16 protein-coding genes and 1 pseudogene are annotated in these 17,271 nt (G+C 59.6%); 13 read left to right on the plus strand and 4 right to left on the minus strand.

The window, feature by feature from the left end:
* Positions 1-307 precede the first annotated feature (307 nt).
* Together ACFLEY_RS47810 and tnpB (ACFLEY_RS47815) are read left to right on the plus strand one after the other, a co-directional pair.
* On the plus strand, positions 308-616 hold the full coding sequence (locus ACFLEY_RS47810) for a transposase (RefSeq protein ID WP_373565448.1): 309 nt from the start codon (positions 308-310) through the stop codon (positions 614-616).
* A complete protein-coding gene (gene tnpB, locus ACFLEY_RS47815; RefSeq protein ID WP_028154242.1) occupies positions 613-999 on the plus strand; it encodes an IS66 family insertion sequence element accessory protein TnpB in 387 nt (128 codons plus the stop codon). The genes ACFLEY_RS47810 and tnpB (ACFLEY_RS47815) overlap by 4 nt, the downstream gene beginning before the upstream one ends.
* A 103-nt stretch (positions 1,000-1,102) precedes the next feature.
* Here the strand turns inward: tnpB (ACFLEY_RS47815) and ACFLEY_RS47820 are convergent.
* A protein-coding gene (locus ACFLEY_RS47820) for an IS3-like element ISRj2 family transposase (RefSeq protein WP_085967151.1) occupies positions 1,103-2,232 on the minus strand; the annotation gives its coding sequence in 2 pieces (ribosomal slippage) (positions 1,103-1,980 and positions 1,980-2,232; 1,131 coding nt in all).
* 155 nt (positions 2,233-2,387) lie between these two features.
* On the opposite strand from ACFLEY_RS47820, the pseudogene tnpC reads away from it, so the two are divergent.
* The 8 genes and pseudogenes from tnpC (at position 2,388) to ACFLEY_RS47860 (ending at position 10,921) form a co-directional block, all read left to right on the plus strand.
* Positions 2,388-3,933: pseudogene (gene tnpC / locus ACFLEY_RS47825) on the plus strand (IS66 family transposase).
* Between the two features lie 47 nt (positions 3,934-3,980).
* Entirely contained in the window at positions 3,981-4,580 is a 600-nt protein-coding gene (locus ACFLEY_RS47830; protein ID WP_396605016.1) for a UPF0149 family protein, read from the plus strand.
* A gap of 564 nt (positions 4,581-5,144) precedes the next feature.
* Positions 5,145-5,417: a hypothetical protein gene (locus ACFLEY_RS47835; RefSeq protein ID WP_028154029.1), complete on the plus strand. Its 273-nt coding sequence runs from the start codon at positions 5,145-5,147 to the stop codon at positions 5,415-5,417.
* A gap of 1 nt (position 5,418) precedes the next feature.
* Entirely contained in the window at positions 5,419-5,940 is a 522-nt protein-coding gene (locus ACFLEY_RS47840) for a SycD/LcrH family type III secretion system chaperone (protein ID WP_028154028.1), read from the plus strand.
* Positions 5,933-6,928, plus strand: a complete 996-nt coding sequence (locus tag ACFLEY_RS47845) for a hypothetical protein (RefSeq protein WP_060913151.1) — start codon at positions 5,933-5,935, stop codon at positions 6,926-6,928. The genes ACFLEY_RS47840 and ACFLEY_RS47845 overlap by 8 nt, the downstream gene beginning before the upstream one ends.
* A gap of 42 nt (positions 6,929-6,970) precedes the next feature.
* Positions 6,971-8,071: a hypothetical protein gene (locus ACFLEY_RS47850; RefSeq protein WP_038953949.1), complete on the plus strand. Its 1,101-nt coding sequence runs from the start codon at positions 6,971-6,973 to the stop codon at positions 8,069-8,071.
* A gap of 49 nt (positions 8,072-8,120) precedes the next feature.
* Positions 8,121-8,741, plus strand: coding sequence for a hypothetical protein (locus ACFLEY_RS47855; protein WP_060913150.1), 621 nt, complete (start codon positions 8,121-8,123; stop codon positions 8,739-8,741).
* 125 nt (positions 8,742-8,866) lie between these two features.
* Entirely contained in the window at positions 8,867-10,921 is a 2,055-nt protein-coding gene (locus ACFLEY_RS47860) for a secretin N-terminal domain-containing protein (RefSeq protein WP_028154024.1), read from the plus strand.
* A gap of 180 nt (positions 10,922-11,101) precedes the next feature.
* Here ACFLEY_RS47860 and ACFLEY_RS47865 read toward each other — a convergent pair.
* A protein-coding gene (locus ACFLEY_RS47865) for an IS3-like element ISRj2 family transposase (RefSeq protein WP_129557670.1) occupies positions 11,102-12,231 on the minus strand; the annotation gives its coding sequence in 2 pieces (ribosomal slippage) (positions 11,102-11,979 and positions 11,979-12,231; 1,131 coding nt in all).
* On the opposite strand from ACFLEY_RS47865, the gene ACFLEY_RS47870 reads away from it, so the two are divergent.
* The 3 genes from ACFLEY_RS47870 to ACFLEY_RS47880 all read left to right on the plus strand — a co-directional run bounded on the left by ACFLEY_RS47870 (position 12,191) and on the right by ACFLEY_RS47880 (position 16,447).
* Positions 12,191-13,594, plus strand: coding sequence for an IS4 family transposase (locus ACFLEY_RS47870; RefSeq protein WP_304495016.1), 1,404 nt, complete (start codon positions 12,191-12,193; stop codon positions 13,592-13,594). The genes ACFLEY_RS47865 and ACFLEY_RS47870 overlap by 41 nt on opposite strands.
* Before the next feature lie 9 nt (positions 13,595-13,603).
* Positions 13,604-13,996 (plus strand): hypothetical protein, encoded by a 393-nt coding sequence (locus tag ACFLEY_RS47875; RefSeq protein WP_060913149.1) that lies wholly within the window; start codon positions 13,604-13,606, stop codon positions 13,994-13,996.
* A gap of 363 nt (positions 13,997-14,359) precedes the next feature.
* Positions 14,360-16,447, plus strand: a complete 2,088-nt coding sequence (locus tag ACFLEY_RS47880) for a recombinase family protein (protein WP_049810452.1) — start codon at positions 14,360-14,362, stop codon at positions 16,445-16,447.
* Here the strand turns inward: ACFLEY_RS47880 and tnpB (ACFLEY_RS47885) are convergent.
* Both tnpB (ACFLEY_RS47885) and ACFLEY_RS47890 read right to left on the minus strand, forming a co-directional pair.
* Positions 16,435-16,743 (minus strand): IS66 family insertion sequence element accessory protein TnpB, encoded by a 309-nt coding sequence (gene tnpB / locus ACFLEY_RS47885; protein WP_060907863.1) that lies wholly within the window; start codon positions 16,741-16,743, stop codon positions 16,435-16,437. The genes ACFLEY_RS47880 and tnpB (ACFLEY_RS47885) overlap by 13 nt on opposite strands.
* On the minus strand, positions 16,740-17,138 hold the full coding sequence (locus ACFLEY_RS47890) for a transposase (protein ID WP_026192391.1): 399 nt from the start codon (positions 17,136-17,138) through the stop codon (positions 16,740-16,742). The genes tnpB (ACFLEY_RS47885) and ACFLEY_RS47890 overlap by 4 nt, the downstream gene beginning before the upstream one ends.
* Positions 17,139-17,271: the final 133 nt, after the last annotated feature.

Consider the following 17,271-nt stretch of genomic DNA (forward strand, 5'->3'; position numbering starts at 1 on the left):
GCTTCTAACAATCGTCTAGTGCGGCCTTCCGCTTGGCGCCAATACAATACGGGCATGGAGTCATAACGGTTGCCTATGGATAGTGGGTATGCCCTCCGTCGACCGATAGCGGTACGACGACCCCACCTCGTTTAGGTGGACGGGATGAGCGAGACTCGCGCGTGGATTTGACAACGCGAGGGACGCTCGTTCCATGCATCAAGACAGACATCAAGACGGGCATAATGCCGCCTCCTATCAGCGGATCGAGGTGATCACAGGGGAGAGGCGACGGCGCAGTTGGAGCGATGCGGAGAAGGCGCGGATCGTGGCCGAGAGTGCCGATCCGGAGACGAGCATTTCCGAGGTGGCTCGACGCAACGGGGTGAACCGGGGACTGCTCAGTGTGTGGCGGCGCCAGGCGCGGCTCGCGTCGAGCGAAGCGCCGCAGTTCGTGCAAGTCAGGCTCGAGGCCGCCGTCGAGGCGCAGCCGAACGCGATCGATAAGGCGCATGTTCTGACGGATCCGGCCGAGCGGATCGAGGTGATGATCGCGGGCGCGACGGTGCGCGTGCCCGTCGGCGTCGACGCCGCGACGCTGGAGCGCGTGCTGGCGGCGGTGAGATCGACGCGATGATCTCTTTCGGTCCAATGGTCCGTGTGTTCGTCGCGACGCAGCCGATTGACTTTCGTAAAGGCGTTCATGGCCTTGTCGCGCTGGTAGCGGAGGGATTAGGCGGCAAGCCCTACAGCGGTGACGTTTATGTCTTCCGATCGAAGCGATCGGATCGTTTGAAGCTACTGGTTTTTGACGGCTCGGGAATGGTTCTAGCGACGAAGTGGCTGGAGAATGGGGGCTTTGCCTGGCCACCTGTTCGCGAGGGTACGATGCCGGTGACGGGGGCGCAACTGGCGATGCTGATTGAAGGTCTTGCGGAGTGGTCGCGTGTGGTCCCGAAGGTGACGAAGCGGCCGACAGAGCTGGCCCCGGTTGTTTGGACAGCGCCCCGCTGGATTTAAGTGGATTCCTGCCGGGTTATGCTGAACGCGGGGCTTTACGGTTTTGTCGTTGCGTCGGGAGGGCGTAGCCCGACCAGAGCGACGACAAAACCGTCGGCGACGGTCATGCGGCCATCACCATAGCTTGCGTGCCGAAGTAAGCCTCGTCGGGCGTGCGCCCGTCAAGGCTCGAGTGAGGGCGTCCCTGATTGTAGAAGGCCAGATACTTGGCAATTGACGCTCGCGCCTCGGACACGCTGTCGTAGGCGCGGAGATAAACTTCTTCGTATTTGACCGTGCGCCAGAGCCGCTCGACAAACACGTTGTCGCGCCAGGCGCCCTTGCCGTCCATGCTGATGGCGATCTTCGCGTCCAGCAGCACATCGGTGAACTCGAGGCTGGTGAACTGGCTGCCCTGATCCGTGTTGAAAATCTCGGGCCTGCCGTGCTTCGCCAACGCCTCCTGGACCGCTTCGACGCAGAAGGCCGCCTCCATTGTGATCGAGACGCGATGGGCCAGGACCCGTCGGCTGAACACATCGACGACCGCCGCGAGATAGACGAAGCCACGCCGCATCGGAATGTAGGTGATGTCCATTGCCCACGCATGGTCGGGCCGCTCGATCTTCAATCCGCGCAACAGGTACGGGTAGATCTTGTGACCCGGAGCCGGCTTGCTCGTGTTCGGGCGACGATAGACCGCCTCGATCCGCATGCGCTTCATCAGCGTCGCGATGTGGCGGCGACCGGCGTATACGCCCTCCCGCCGCAGCAACGATCGCAGCATACGCGCTCCCGCGAAGGGATAATCGAGATGCAGCTCATCGAGCCGACGCATCAAGGCAAGGTCCTCGGCCGAAACTGGCCGAGGTTCATAGTAGACCGTGCTGCGAGCCAGCTTCAGGACCTTCGCCTGGCGCACGATAGAAAGATCATGATCGCGGTCGATCATCGCTTTGCGCTCAGCAGGCCCGCCTTGGTGAGCGCGCCGGACAAAAAATCGTTTTCCAACGCCAGCTCGCCGATCTTGGCATGTAACGCCTTCAAATCGACCGGCGTCTCGGCCGATGTCTTGTCATGCCCAAACACGCCGGCGGCGCCTTCCAGGAGCTGGTTTTTCCAGATCGTGATCTGGTTCGGATGAACATCAAACAGCTGCGCCAGCTCCGCCAGTGTCTTGTCGCCTTTGACCGCAGCCAAAGCAACCTTCGCCTTGAATGCCGGAGAATGCGTCCGGCGGCTCTTCTTCGTCATCTTCGCTCCTGATTCGCAGCAAGAATCCTCGCCGCTGTCAGGCAGAAAATCCACTCAAGCTACTGTCCGAATTTGCGGGGCCAGCTCTCGACGAAGGTTGCCTGAAGCGTCTTGTTTTGCTGGCGATTGCGAGTGCGTTCGTGTAGCTCTGCGATATGGCGCTTCGCCCCGAAGATCTCCCCCCTGACCCTGCGGCTCTTGCCGAGATGGTGCTGGCTTTCGAAGGCGAGAACGATGATCTGCGCGCAGAGATCGCCACGTTGAAGAGCCTGATCTTCGGCGCACGATCGGAGCGCGCGGCGATCGTCTGCGCCGAACAGATCGCGTTTGATACGGACCGCCGGCTCACAGCTCCCGGCCAATGACGACAAACCGGACGCGCCGCGGCCGGAGCGGCGCAAAGCGAAGCGCAACATCGGCGCGCTGCCGGCGCATCTGCCTCGGGTCGAGCGGGTGATCGAGCCGGCGTCCACGCTGTGCCCGTGCTGCACGGGTCAGATGCATCGGATCGGCGAGGAGAGCAGCGAAGCGCTCGATCGGGTTCCCGCGTGGCTGCGTGTGCTCCGCACGATCCGTCCAAAATACGCCTGCCGCTCCTGTGAGGGCCCGATTGTCCAGGCCCCGGCACCGGCGCGGCTCGTCGAGGGCGGCATGGCAACGACGGCGCTGATCGCGCATATCGCCGCGGCCAAATATGCCTGGCAATCGACGCTCTATCGCCAGACGCAGATCCTGGCGGGTCAGGGTGTCGTCGTCGACCGTCAGACGCTGGCGCGCTGGATGGGGAGCGCGGCGTGGCTGGTCAGGGGCCTCTACGATCTGCAACTGAAGACTATGCACGGCTTCGAGCGGCTGTTCTGCGACGAGACGCCGATGCCAGTGCTCGATCCGGGACGCGGCCGCACGAGGATCTGCCAGTTCTGGGCGCACGCGACGGACGATCGGGCGTGGAAGGGGCCGGCGCCGCCGGCGGTCGCCTACGTGTTCGCAGGTGGTCGCGGCAAAAAGGAGATCGTGGCGCAGTTAGCCGGCTTCGAAGGCGTGCTGCAGGTCGACGGCTATGCCGCCTACGCCTCGCTGGCGGGCGATGCGATGATGTCGGGCCAGATCCAGCTGGCGTATTGTCTCGTTCACGCGCGCCGCAACTTCGTGAGGGTGCACAAGACGACGAACTCACCCTTCGCCGCGGAGGTCATCGAGCGCATTGCGGCCGTCTACGCGATCGAGGAGAGGATCCGCGGTCTCGATGCTGGGGAACGCCGCGCGACGCGACAGGCCGAGACGAAGCCGCTGATGGAGGCGTTGAGGGCCCGTCTGATCGCGGTGAAGGACGGGATCTCCCGCCGCTCGACGCTCATCAAGGCGATCGACTACATGCTCGAACGCTGGCAGGGCCTGACGACGTTCCTGGATGACGGGCGGCTCGAGCCGGACACCAACACGGTCGAACGATCGATCAGGCCAATTGCGATCGGAAAAAAGAACTCGTTGTTCAGTGGTGACGAAGGCGGGGGCGAGACCTGGGCGATACTCGCTTCGCTTCTTAACACAGCGAAATTGAATGGCCTCGACCCCGAGGCGTATCTCGTCGACGTTCTCGATCGCATGGTGAGCGGCGCCACGAAGACCAACCAGCTTCACGAACTTCTGGCCTGGAACTGGAAGGCCGCACGCGAAGCCGAAAAGCGGGCCGTGGCATGACGAAGCCGAAGCAAGGGCGGGGAACGCGAAAAGCACGCAAGACGACGATGGCGGACTATGCCATGTCGTTCGAACGGCTCGGGCAATGGATCAGCAAGCGCGCCAGGTCGCCGACGCTTCGGCATCCGCGGGCGACGTCGCTCTCCATGCTCGATGGCGCGGTGGCCGCGGTCGTCGCCGGGCCGGTCTCGATGGCGTCCGAGGAATGGGTGTGCCCGCTCCTCGGCGTAGATCCCGACGCCTTCAATCACGACACCGAGGAGTTCTCGGCAATCGCCGCCACGCTGATGCGCGACAACGCTATCAGCGAGACGCTGTCGACGAGACCGGAGAGCTTCGAGCCGCTGTTCGTGCGATCACCGGACGGCGAAGTCGACCCGCAGCCCTGGTGCATGGGCTTCTACGCCGTCATGAAGCTTCGGCTTCTCGTCTGGTCGCGGCTTCTCCCCCCGAATGGAACCGAACACCTTATGCTGCGGCCGATCTTGGTCCATTGCATCGACGACGCCGGTCGACCCTTGCTACCCCCGGCCCGGCGCACGCTGGGAACGCAGCCCATCATCCAAAACGCCTGGCGCAACATTCCAGCAACCGTCGAGGCCCTCCGGCAGTTCTGGATGCCTATACGCTTCAAGCGCGGTGCGTAGGCCGTCCGCACCAAGTCCGTGGCTCCGTGGGCCTCTCGTACCGTTTACCGTCGACCGCTCGGTCCGGCACAAAAGTGTGAGCTGCTTGCTGGCGTTTCGTCCAAGGCGACTGCGGAACCCAATCGGCCGCTAATGCGATCTGTATCGTTACCTGCTTAAGGCCGAAAATGCGCGCGGCTCGGCGACAATCTCATACCGAACGCTTCGTTTGGCGCAACGACACGTGCTTCTGGGTTAGAGCTGCCGTCTGGTGCGCTCGCACAAGGACGCACCGATCCATCACGGGCGCCTATGCCTTCATAGCGATCGAGTATTTTGCGCCGTGCGCCGCCTCTAGTAGTAACACGCGTTGTTGATCCAACCGGGACACGGAGGAATGCCATTTGGCCAATTGCGGGAACCCCTCATCGTGAGGAGGAAGGGGATTCTGGCACACCTTATCATCGGGAGACGATGCCTGTCGGTGGCCTTGAGCCGCCGTTTCCGAGAGCAGGTCGTGGCCCCTTGAGCGGGGCTGGCGGCGATAGCGGCTTCGAATCCCGCTGTGCTCGTCTGGGAGGGTCAATGAACCTCGATGATACGATGGAGGCTGCGCGACAGACCATCGCACAGATGGATAGTCTCTTGACGCGGGCTCGCGAACAGCTTGGCCGTTGCGCCTGCCCTTTGGGCGACAGCACTATGAGTGCCGCTTCAATTTCTGCATTTGTCGGCGATCAGGATGAAGCGTTTCAAAGGGCGTATGCGGACGAACTGGCGGCCCTCAGTCACATCCTGCCGGCCCCCGAGTCAATGTCGCATGTCCCAAGCACCAAGCCCTCTCTACGAAGAGTGTGACATGATGAGGATGACGGATGGTGACCTGTTGAATGGTGGGGATGCGACAGACACTGAGCGGCTGGCACAGCTCGCCATCGACTTCACGACGGGGCGCGCTGACCTAGCTAGCGTCATTGGGATCACGGATGATGAGCTTGAGGCTCTATATGTGTTTGGCCATCGCTACTATTCTTGCGGCAAGTACGAAGAGGCGCGGAATTTTTTTCGCTTCTTGTGCTTACACCGGCACATTGACGCACGATTTTGGTTTGGTCTGGCTGCTAGTAGTCAGATGCTTGGGGACCCAGAAAACGCCATGCACGCCTATCGGTTGGCCGGGCTCCTGAATGGCGAGGACCCGCAGATACCGCTTCGTGCTGCGGAATGCTTCATCAAACTCGATCATCCCGCAGCGGCCATCACCGCACTCGAGAATGCCTTGGCGCTGAGTGTCGGAAGGCCCGAACACAAGGCTTTGGCCGGGCGTGGGCTGATGATGCTAAACTGCCTCAAATCCCAAGTGGGGTCCAACCATGGATAGAGTGAACATGAGGGCGTTTACGAGCAAAACACTCCCGGAAGTCGGGACGCTGCCTTTCAGTGCCTCCGCCATCGGTCTTTCGAGCAATGGCCGCAAGACCGACGCCAACCTGCTGCCGCAATCGGTTTCCGGAGAGCCTGTTGCGTCAGGTGCGATTCCAAGCTTAGCGGCACCACGTGCGTTCGATGCGATTGACCTCCTTACCAAGTTTCTGGCTCTAAAGACCAAGATGACGGATGGACAGCTCGCAGCCGGAATAGAGGACGCGCGACACTGGGGAGAGCAGCAAAGGCAGTTGCACGAGAAAATCTCTAAAAGCATCATTGAAGCGGCAAAAAGATCGGCAGAAGCAAAGAAGAGCTCCGGCATCATGAAGTTCTTCGGGTGGCTGGCGGTTGGATTGTCGGTCCTGGCTGCCGTTGCCACTGGTGGAACTCTTGCTGTCATGGCGGCGGCAGTGAACGTTGGAGTAGCGACTCTCGCCGAGACGGGGGTCATCGATAAGATGACCGCGGCAATTGTGAAGAGTCTCGAGAAAGACGGAATCGAGGGCGGCAAGGCCAGAACCTTGGGCATGGTCATTACGATTGGCATCATATTCGCCATCTCGGTGCTAACGGTCGGCGCTGGTTTTGCTAATGGAACTGCTGGATTGCGCATCACCGCCTTGGTACCGTCTATCTCTGTCAAGGCTGTTCAGATCGGACAGAGGGTTTCGACGGCGGCTCTGGTCGGCGAAGCAGTGGCCTCGGTGGGCGCGGCTGCCGCCAGCATCGCCAATGGCGTCCAGCAGAAGGAGGCAACGGACGCCCAGGCGGAAACGCTTGAAATTAGCAGCCGCATTGCAAGATTGAGACAGCTGCAAGGCGATGAGATGGACTTCATCAGGCAATTGCTTCTCGACAGGACGATGACCACACAGAAGGTTGCCGAGGCGATTGAGAGTCAGAGTGACGCCAACGCCAATCTCATAAGGCATTTTGGTTGACACACTGCTCAAGGTCAGTTGTCGAATTTAAGGAACGTAGCGATGGTAGTTAAAATCGAACGTGAAAGGACCGTTGGCGGGTACGACCTCTTGGATGCTGCCGCGCATCAACAACTTCCGTGGCTGCCGATCTCTGCTACGGTCGCCGGCAGGAACGTGCCAGAAGGCGAGATCACACGCCCTCTTGCGGATCGCGTTGAGAGGGCGCCGGGTTGGGGATCAGTTGGTGCACCGGATCTCGCGGACGTAGAGATCCAGAAGCTTTCGAACGTCCAGGCCAAGCTGAAGGACTTTGCTACAGGGAACGACATATCAGCGGTCGCCGCGCTCATCGTTCGGCTCAATGCGGAGTTCCGCAAGGCGGCGAGGTCAGACCGGTCGGCTGCGCTTAACGTCGAGATCGCTGCGCAGGAAGCTGCGGCCAAGGCGCTTCGCAATTCAGGGCTATGCCAGTTGTTTGGCGCAATAGCCACCTCTGGCGGCGCCATGTTAGGCGCCGGCGTGAACCTCAAGGGCGCTCGCCAGTTTCAGGCGCGCTTCGATGAGCTGTACAAGGCCAAGATCCAGACGCCGCTTCCGAAGTCTGGTTTGGAGACGCCAGCCCCGAACAGCCCTACAGGTCGAGCGCAGCGCTTTGACAAACCGGAAGGCGAGCCGAAGCTCGACGACAAGCCTCACGGCAAAGCGCAACTTACCCAAGCACCGGAGCGCGAGGCACGGTCCTCGGAGGACAACATCGAGACAACAGGTCTGGACTGGAGCACATCATCGAGCAGAGACAATACACTTGGCGCCCCGCTTAGGCTGGACGCGCCCGATAGCACGACGGACCCCCTTGAGTTTACTCGCGTTGTCCAGGCACAGACAGCAGCCCAGCAGGCGTCGATGAAATGGAATGGCCTGGGCACAATCGCAACAGAAGCCTTTAAGCTTTTGGGAGCCGGCCTGAACATGGCGGCGACGCACTACCAGGAGGAGAAGGCGAAGCTGGAGGCGGACGGCACCAAGGCGCGGGCGCAGATGGAGGACGAGAGTGAATTCATGGCGAGCTATGAGACCGTGATTCAGGACTTTCTGGGCAAGCTTGATGAAATTCGTCGTGCCGATACCGAGGCGAGAAGCAAGATCGTCAATATGGCTTGAGTGCAATGCACGTTCGACGAAAACGTCTGAACTTTGAGAATGGCGTAAGATGATCAATGCAATGTCTGGATACCAGCCCTATACGTCGGCCAACAGCGTAGGAAATGTTCTCCCGGGTGGCCTGTCTTTGTGCTCGATCATGGTGCTGGTTCTGATGGAACGGTATGGCATCTACCAGGATCTAATCCGGTCCGCATACGACGATATGCAAGCGCGAAACAATTTGCTAAAAGATATGAATAAGGCATTGTCCGTCCTGAGGACCAATCGGCCGACCGATGAAAAGGCAGCTAAGGATTACGGCACTTTCGTCGATTCGCAAGGCACGACCCAGCATGTGTTTGAATGGATGCGCGAAAAAGGCATCCCCATCGAGGCAACTAAAACAACGCTCGAAAAGCTTAACGAGCATTTTGCAAAGCGCGGCGCGCGGTCGCCGTTCCCAAGCCCCGACACGCAAACTGGCGGCAAGAGGGGTGTGCAGTCTCAGTTCGATGCTGCCATCAATAATCTTAAGGCGTCGATTGATGGCGCCAACAGCGAAGGAGAGATGGCGATGATTCACCTGCAGGGGTTGCTGGGTAAGCACAATGACGTTGCTGCACTGATGTCCAACCTTCTTTCGAGGGATCAAAAGATCAAGGAGATGATTATCGGCAACTTTCGTTAAGAGATGGCAATAATAAGCGAGGCATGGCCCTGTTCTGCCCGACTATCTTAAAGTTAAGAGCGCAGGTGCGGCAGTGGATGGAAACTGAATGGATGCGCATTCTTCGCGGGAACGCCGCTTCCTAAATGTCTAGCAAGATTTTCCGAACCCTCGTTTGTCTACTGCTCACCCGATGTGCCGGCTCCGACCCGATTGCTGAACGTGGTATTCTGCTGGCTTCGCCAAGCGTCAGCTGGCGAGCGCCGGAGCTCTCCCTCTCGGCGGGGAAACCGCATGCAAGTAGCTTTGAACTGCTGGCACAGCCGCCAACCCAGCGGGTCACCGCCTCGGTGGAGCGGCGGCTGCCGGTCACCTCCAATAGCACCCGCGTGAGCCTCGACTACGCCAATGCCGATATTCGGCAAGTTGTGAATGACGTCATGGGCGACATTGTGAGCATGCCTGTCATCATCGATCCGGGCGTTGGGGGAAAAATGACACTTCGGACCTCCGGCCAAGTCCCCGCGAGTGATGTGCCGCGATTGCTCGACCAAGCGCTGGCACCGTACGGCTATGGATTGGCCGTGATTGACCGCGGAGTTCGGGTGGGGCGCTTGGTCGACCTCGCCGGCGGAGTACGAACAGATGTTCAAGTGATTCCCGTTCGTTATGTCAATCCAGTTGACGTGATCAAGGTCATCCGACCAAACGTCGAGGACAGCGTGCACCTGACACCCGCGCCGGGAGAACAAGGTATTGCCATCAGTGGGCCGCCCAGCTCGGTCAGTTCCGCGCGCGAACTCATCGACTTGCTTGACACCGATGCTATGGCTCACAAATCGTTTGCGCTGTATACCCTGGCTCAGGCGAGTCCGGCCGCGGTAGAGCGAGAACTCAATTTCTTGTTCAACCAGAATGGCCAGGGCAGAGCTCGCGTTCGGCTTGCGCCGCTCGAGCGGCTGAACGGCATTCTGGTGGTAGCGGATGATTCTGCGCTACTTCAGCAAGTTCGTCGGATCATCGCCAAGCTGGATAAGACCTCGGAGGCGGCGGCAAACATTCACGTGCGTCCGCTTCGGTATCGACGGGCTACGGAAGTGGCGCAGGTGCTCGCACGAGTCTTTGGTGCTCAGCCATCCAGTGCCGAACCTCGCGCGCAGCCCGCGAGGGAGTTTGGAAAGTTGTCAATCGGAAGCGCATCCGATCGTTCGAGTCTGCCACTGAACGCTCCCGGCCTGCTGGACGAAAGATCAGATGCCGCCGCGTCGACAACGCAAGCAAAGGACGATGCGGTGGCCTCCGCAGTCAGTCTCGGCCTGTCGGCACCGGTGCGGATCCAGCCAGATCCGAGCCAAAATGCACTTGTCATCTTGGCAACGCCGCAGGACGACAAAATCATCGAAGCCGCAGTTCATCAGCTCGACGTCAAGCCGCGGCAGGTCCTGATCCAGGCCATTGTCGCAGAGGTGCGGTTGAGTGATCATCTGCGATACGGCGTTGACTATCTTCTCTCCTCCCTGGATTTGGATGCCGTTCCACAAGGTGGTTTATCCTATTTGTTTCCAAATAAGGGCGTCAACGTTGTGCTGCACGCGCTACGTGGCGTCGGGGATGTCAAGGTTGTATCGGCGCCACGTATTCTGACAGTTGACAACCAAACCGCGACAATTGAAGTGGGCGATCAGGTTCCGATTCTCGCGCGATCCGCACAATCCACGCTAAGCCAGAGTTCATCAATCGTGAGTGACGTCGAACTACGCGACACGGGGGTCATTTTGGCTGTAACACCTCGCATCGGCGTCGGGGGTAGCGTGACGCTTGACACCTTTCAGGAGGTCAGTACCGCGAACAAGAACACACTGACCAACGTCCAATCCCCGATCATTTCGGTACGCCGCCTCAAGAGCACCGTGTCGACGCGAAGCGGTGATACGATCGCGATAGGCGGCTTAATGCAGGATAGTACCAACGGGATGGATTCCGGGGCTCCCGTGCTGAAGGACATTCCCTTGGTGGGGTCTCTATTCGGCAGCACGGAGCACGCCAAGGACCGAACCGAGCTCTTGGTGTTGCTGAATCCTCGGGTGGTTGAGAGTGGCGCCGATGCGCGGGCTTTGACTGAGGAGCTGCGAGAGAAGTTCGAATCGCTGGCCCCCGATCTCGGCCGCCACCTGACGCCCCAACGGAGACGTCGTTTGTGAGGCCAAGTTTTGGCAGGACATTGGAGAGATAGACAGAGCTGGCCCCGGTTGTTTGGACAGCGCCCCGCTGGATTTAAGTGGATTCCTGCCGGGTTATGCTGAACGCGGGGCTTTACGGTTTTGTCGTTGCGTCGGGAGGGCGTAGCCCGACCAGAGCGACGACAAAACCGTCGGCGACGGTCATGCGGCCATCACCATAGCTTGCGTGCCGAAGTAAGCCTCGTCGGGCGTGCGCCCGTCAAGGCTCGAGTGAGGGCGTCCCTGATTGTAGAAGGCCAGATACTTGGCAATTGACGCTCGCGCCTCGGACACGCTGTCGTAGGCGCGGAGATAAACTTCTTCGTATTTGACCGTGCGCCAGAGCCGCTCGACAAACACGTTGTCGCGCCAGGCGCCCTTGCCGTCCATGCTGATGGCGATCTTCGCGTCCAGCAGCACATCGGTGAACTCGAGGCTGGTGAACTGGCTGCCCTGATCCGTGTTGAAAATCTCGGGCCTGCCGTGCTTCGCCAACGCCTCCTGGACCGCTTCGACGCAGAAGGCCGCCTCCATTGTGATCGAGACGCGATGGGCCAGGACCCGTCGGCTGAACACATCGACGACCGCCGCGAGATAGACGAAGCCACGCCGCATCGGAATGTAGGTGATGTCCATTGCCCACGCATGGTCGGGCCGCTCGATCTTCAATCCGCGCAACAGGTACGGGTAGATCTTGTGACCCGGAGCCGGCTTGCTCGTGTTCGGGCGACGATAGACCGCCTCGATCCCCATGCGCTTCATCAGCGTCGCGATGTGGCGGCGACCGGCGTATACGCCCTCCCGCCGCAGCAACGATCGCAGCATACGCGCTCCCGCGAAGGGATAATCGAGATGCAGCTCATCGAGCCGACGCATCAAGGCAAGGTCCTCGGCCGAAACTGGCCGAGGTTCATAGTAGACCGTGCTGCGAGCCAGCTTCAGGACCTTCGCCTGGCGCACGATAGAAAGATCATGATCGCGGTCGATCATCGCTTTGCGCTCAGCAGGCCCGCCTTGGTGAGCGCGCCGGACAAAAAATCGTTTTCCAACGCCAGCTCGCCGATCTTGGCATGTAACGCCTTCAAATCGACCGGCGTCTCGGCCGATGTCTTGTCATGCCCAAACACGCCGGCGGCGCCTTCCAGGAGCTGGTTTTTCCAGATCGTGATCTGGTTCGGATGAACATCAAACAGTTGCGCCAGCTCCGCCAGTGTCTTGTCTCCTTTGACCGCAGCCAAAGCAACCTTCGCCTTGAATGCCGGAGAATGCGTCCGGCGGCTCTTCTTCGTCATCTTCGCTCCTGATTCGCAGCAAGAATCCTCGCCGCTGTCAGGCAGAAAATCCACTCAAGCTACTGTCCGAATTTGCGGGGCCAGCTCTGTTTGCCAAGACTGGGCGAATACTAAGGCGGCCTATCGTTTCTTCTCCAATGAACGAGTAAGCGAGGCCGATATCCTATCTGGTCATTTTAAATCGACGCGGGAACGTATCGCGGCTGCGAAAGGGCCTGTTCTTGTCCTGCATGATACGACCGAATTCACCTATCAAAGGGAGCGCCCGGATCTGATCGGGATGATTAAGCGCATCCCCAAGAACAACTCTCGAAGATTGGACGGAAAACCCCAAACGTACACGACATGCGGAATATTGATGCATTCGAGCCTTGCGGTGACCCTCGAGGGCCTTCCGCTCGGGCTCAGCGCCGTGAAATTTTGGACCAGAAAGAAATTCAGAGGGGTCGCGGCACTCAGGCGCGAGGTCAACCTGACACGGATCCCCATTGAAACCAAGGAGAGCATTCGGTGGCTGGAGAACCTCAAGCAATCCACGGAGCTTTTCGACAAGCCATCGCAGTGCATCCATATCGGTGATCGTGAGGCCGATATTTATGAATTGTTTTGCGCCGCCCAAGAGGTTGGAACGCATTTCTTGGTAAGGACCTGTGTCAATCGCCTGGCAGGCGATGGCGATCATACCGTTGCAACGATAATGGACGAGGTCGAGGTCAAAGGTCTCCACCGGATCGAAGTCCGGGATAGCAAGGGCAATCCAGACCAGGCTGTTCTAGAAATCCGGTATCGTAAAATCCGTATTCTGCCACCGATAGGCAAGCAGTCGCGGTATCCAGCTTTGACTTTGACAGTGATCCACGCTGATGAAAGAGGATCGCCAAAGAACAGAAAGAAGATTGAATGGAAACTCCTGACCGATCTTCCGGTGCAATCGCGCGGGGATGCGATCGAGAAACTCGAATGGTATTCTCTGCGATGGAAGATCGAGGTCTTCCACAAGATACTCAAATCCGGCTGTCGGGCAGAGGACTCGCAACTGCGGACTGCTCAGCGATTGACGAATCTGATCTCGGTATTTTGCATTGTGAGCTGGCGCATTTTTTGGATGACGATGCTTAATCGTTCAGCGCCAAATGCCTCACCGGAATTTGTGCTGACCAAAGCTGAAATCCAATTGCTTGATCGGCTCGTCAAAGACAAGAATCCAGCCAGCACACAACGAAAGACATTGTCGCATTATCTCATCAAGATCGCCAGGCTCGGCGGCTATCTCGCCCGCGCCAACGATCCGCCACCAGGGAATCTGATCATGTGGCGCGGATTATCGCGATTCATCGATATCGCAACGGGAGCGACACTCTGACTCAGAAATGTGGGTAATCGTAAGCTTCTCCGAGCGTTTACCGAAACGTGCGCGCTCGTACTCCTTCACGAGCAGTTCGAGGCGTTCGACGCTCTCTTTGGACGCAGCCAGTTCACTCTCGACATGAAGGCGCGCCGAGCATTCATCGTCTGCGCGACGACGCTCGGCTTCAATCATCGCTTCCTGCGCGCGGAAGAGCGCGCGCAAATCGGCGGGCAGCGCTGCAAGACGGGCGGGATCAAAGGGGGACGGCGGCACATCCGCAAGCTATCATCCCAAAGCCCCGCGCGAAACAGGTTGTCGGGTCTGAGTCAGTTCGCCGCAGCTGGCGTCGCGACAATCCGTTCGCCCACTCGCTTCCAGTTCAGCCCTTCAAACGAGGGGATTGAGGAATGTCCCTGATAGTGAGTCTGACGAATCATTTCCGGAGGTGGTCGAGGTTCGGGACCCCCACCATCCTTTGTGGGGGCGCTCATATCGAGTGATTAGGAAGATCGGTCAGCGAGGCCGAGGCATTCCCGCTTCGTATGAAGTTGAGTATCGCGCAGGAAGCAGTCTTCTGATTCAAGCAACCGCAATCGAATATTATGAGCAAGAGGCAAATCAGATTAAGCTGAGTATGGAGGCTCTACTCGAGCTTTTATCGACAGCGGATTGTCCCGACGCACATGAGCATGGATCCAGCCGATCTTTGGTCGACGCTGACGCCCGCGCTCCGACGCCAGATCGTCGAAGACGTCGCCGCAATTTTGGCGGAGATCCCTCATGAAGTCCGAGCTGGTCACACCAAGCCACTTGGCGCGCAAAGCCGTAGTCTACATCCGGCAGTCGACGCCCCATCAGGTCGTAAGCAATCAGGAGAGCCTGCGCCTTCAATACGCGCTTCGCCAGCGCGCCCGCGAACTCGGATGGCGTGAGGCGGCCATCGACGTGATTGATGCCGATCTCGGGTTGAGCGGCGCGTCTATAGCACAGCGTAACGGCTTCAAGGAACTCGTTGGCCGTGTTGGCCTGAGTGAAGTGGGACTCATCCTGTCGATCGACGTGACCCGCTTGGCGCGTAATTGTACCGACTGGTATCCGCTCCTGGATATCTGTGGTCTACGTGGCTGCCTGATCGCCGACCGCGATGGTGTCTATGATCCGGGCACTCCCAACGGACGGTTGCTTCTCGGGCTGAAGGGTTCGATCTCCGAGCTTGAGCTACATACGATCCGCAGCCGGCTGACCGCCGGCCTGCTGGCCAAAGCCGAACGCGGCGAACTTGCGGTTATGCTGCCAATCGGGCTGATGCGGGACCCGAGCGGTGTGGTCGTTAAGGATCCCGACATGGCCGTGCAAGGGCGGCTCGGTCTCGTCTTCCAGTTATTCCTGCAGCTGCGCAGCGTTGCCAAGGTCATGCGAGCGTTGAACGAGCGTGACCTGGAACTGCCGCGTCGTGATCGATATGGCGATTTGTGCTGGACGCGCGCGACGCTGGCTGCCGTCGCGGCGATCTTGAAGAACCCCGCATACGCGGGCGCCTTTGTCTATGGACGAACCCGCTTCCGGCCGCCGAAGCGGGAGGGGGCCCTGCCACAAAAGGCTCCGCGGCCGATGGAGGAGTGGCGGATCGTCGTTAAAGATCGATATCCAGCCTATATCGACTGGCCAATTTATGAAAAAATCCGATCCGTCATCAGAGATAACCGAGCCGAATACATGCGCATCAAAACCCGCGGCGCGCCTCGCAATGGCGAGCTCCTGCTCCACGGCATTGCCTGGTGCGCACGATGTGGCCATAAGATGTACGTCCGCTACAAGGGCGGCGGCGAATATGTATGCAATCACCTGCGTACCCAGGAAGGTCAGCCAACCTGCCAACACATCCGCGCCGCCCATATCGATGCAGCCGTTGGCGACGCATTCCTAACCGCACTAGCGCCGGCCGAACTCGATGCCTTGTCGCGCTCCCGCCGGGTGCAGCAGCAGACGAACAATGCGCTACGCTCCAGTGCAGAACGAGAGCTCGAGCGCAAGCGATACACGGCGGCGCTCGCCGAACGGCAGTTCAACCGAGCTGATCCAGATAATCGGTTGGTCGCCTCGGAACTCGAGCGTCGATGGGAAGCGGCGCTAAACGACGTGCGCGCCGCCGAAGAGGCGCTTGCCCGACAGACGCCGCCCAAAGCCATCACACAAGTGGCCATAAGCAAGGAGCTCAACGACAAGGTCATCAGCCTCACCGGCCGCCTCCCGCAGATATGGGGTGACGAGACTATCTCGGATGCGCATCGCAAGGCGTTGTTGCGATGTCTCATCGAAAAGGTCGTTCTCGACCGCGGTGAGCGCGACTTGGCCCTGGCTAGGATCGTCTGGCGGGGAGGCGCCGTGACGGAGCTCGAAGTGAAGATGAGCGTCAACTCCGTCACCAGATTGACGCGAGGCACAGAGATGCGGGAACGCCTTCTGACGCTCGCTCGCGACGGCGTCCCAGACGACAAGATCGCCACAATCCTTACTCGGGAAGGTCACCGCTCTCCCCGTTGCGCCGATAAGGTGCTGCCTATCACCGTTGGGCGGCTCCGTCGTGCCGCCGCCATCAAGGTAACTGCCCAGCGCAGCCGATGGGAGCATGACGACTCATACCTCAGCCCGCCCGAACTGGCCCGAAGGCTCGAGATTCCAGTAAACTGGCTCTATGTTCAGATCCGAACCAAGCGTTTGCTAATTGATCGCCAGCCCAGCGGCGCCTATCTCTTCCCGAATACACCATCCGTTCTTCACGCCATCGGAGACCTTCGAAACCACGTCATCGCGCAACTTGATCTAAGAATCTGTCAGCCTAACAAGGAGGGGCATCAACATGGGTGATCGAACAGCGCTTCGAACTGCACGCGCGTCAGATGCATGACGCCGTCGCTGATCTGCGGCCACTCGAAACGACCATCGCGGCCAAGGCGCTTGTAGACCAAAACGAGGCCCGTGCCGTCCCATAGCAAAATCTTCAGCCGGTCGGCGCGCTTCGAACGAAAAACCACGATCAGGCCCGAATGCGGATCGAGCCCAAGCGTGTTTTGCACAAGACCGGCCAGCGCGTCGTGCCCGCACCGGAAGTCAACAGGACGCACAGCAAGCACAATCCGCAGTCCCTGCGCCGGAATGATCATGCGCCGCGCTCGATCGCAGTCACGATCTCCGCGATCCGCACCGCCGACACGTCCGCATCCAGGCGGACCGAAACCTTGCCAATCGTAATCTCGACGGGCCCCTCGCTCTTGCCTGACGCCACTGGATCGCTCAGCTCGATCGACACGAAATCCGCCGCGTCGTCCGTGACCAATGCGAGCCGGCCAGCACGCGCCAATCTGCGCCACGTCGTCAACTGCTGGGCCTTCACACCATAACGCCGTGCGACATCACATACCCGGGCGTCGGGCTTCATGCTCTCGAAAACAGCGCGCCCCTTGATCTCCGCAGACCATAACCGGCCTCCAGAACGCGTCCGGCGCGTAAGCTTCCCCACAAAGCCATCAGCTTCGGCTTCCTCCCCCGATTGTTCCATCGCCTTCAGTCTCCTCTCGGCTCTCTGACAAGCCAAGGATCGCAGAGCGAAAGCCGAAGCGAAACCAGTCAATCAAATGGGAGAAAAGCTCCGCTTACGCAATATCCCTTCATAACGACAAACTATTTGTCCC

Origin of the sequence: Bradyrhizobium sp. YCK136 (assembly GCF_044570075.1) — a bacterium.
Lineage (GTDB): Bacteria > Pseudomonadota > Alphaproteobacteria > Rhizobiales > Xanthobacteraceae > Bradyrhizobium > Bradyrhizobium diazoefficiens.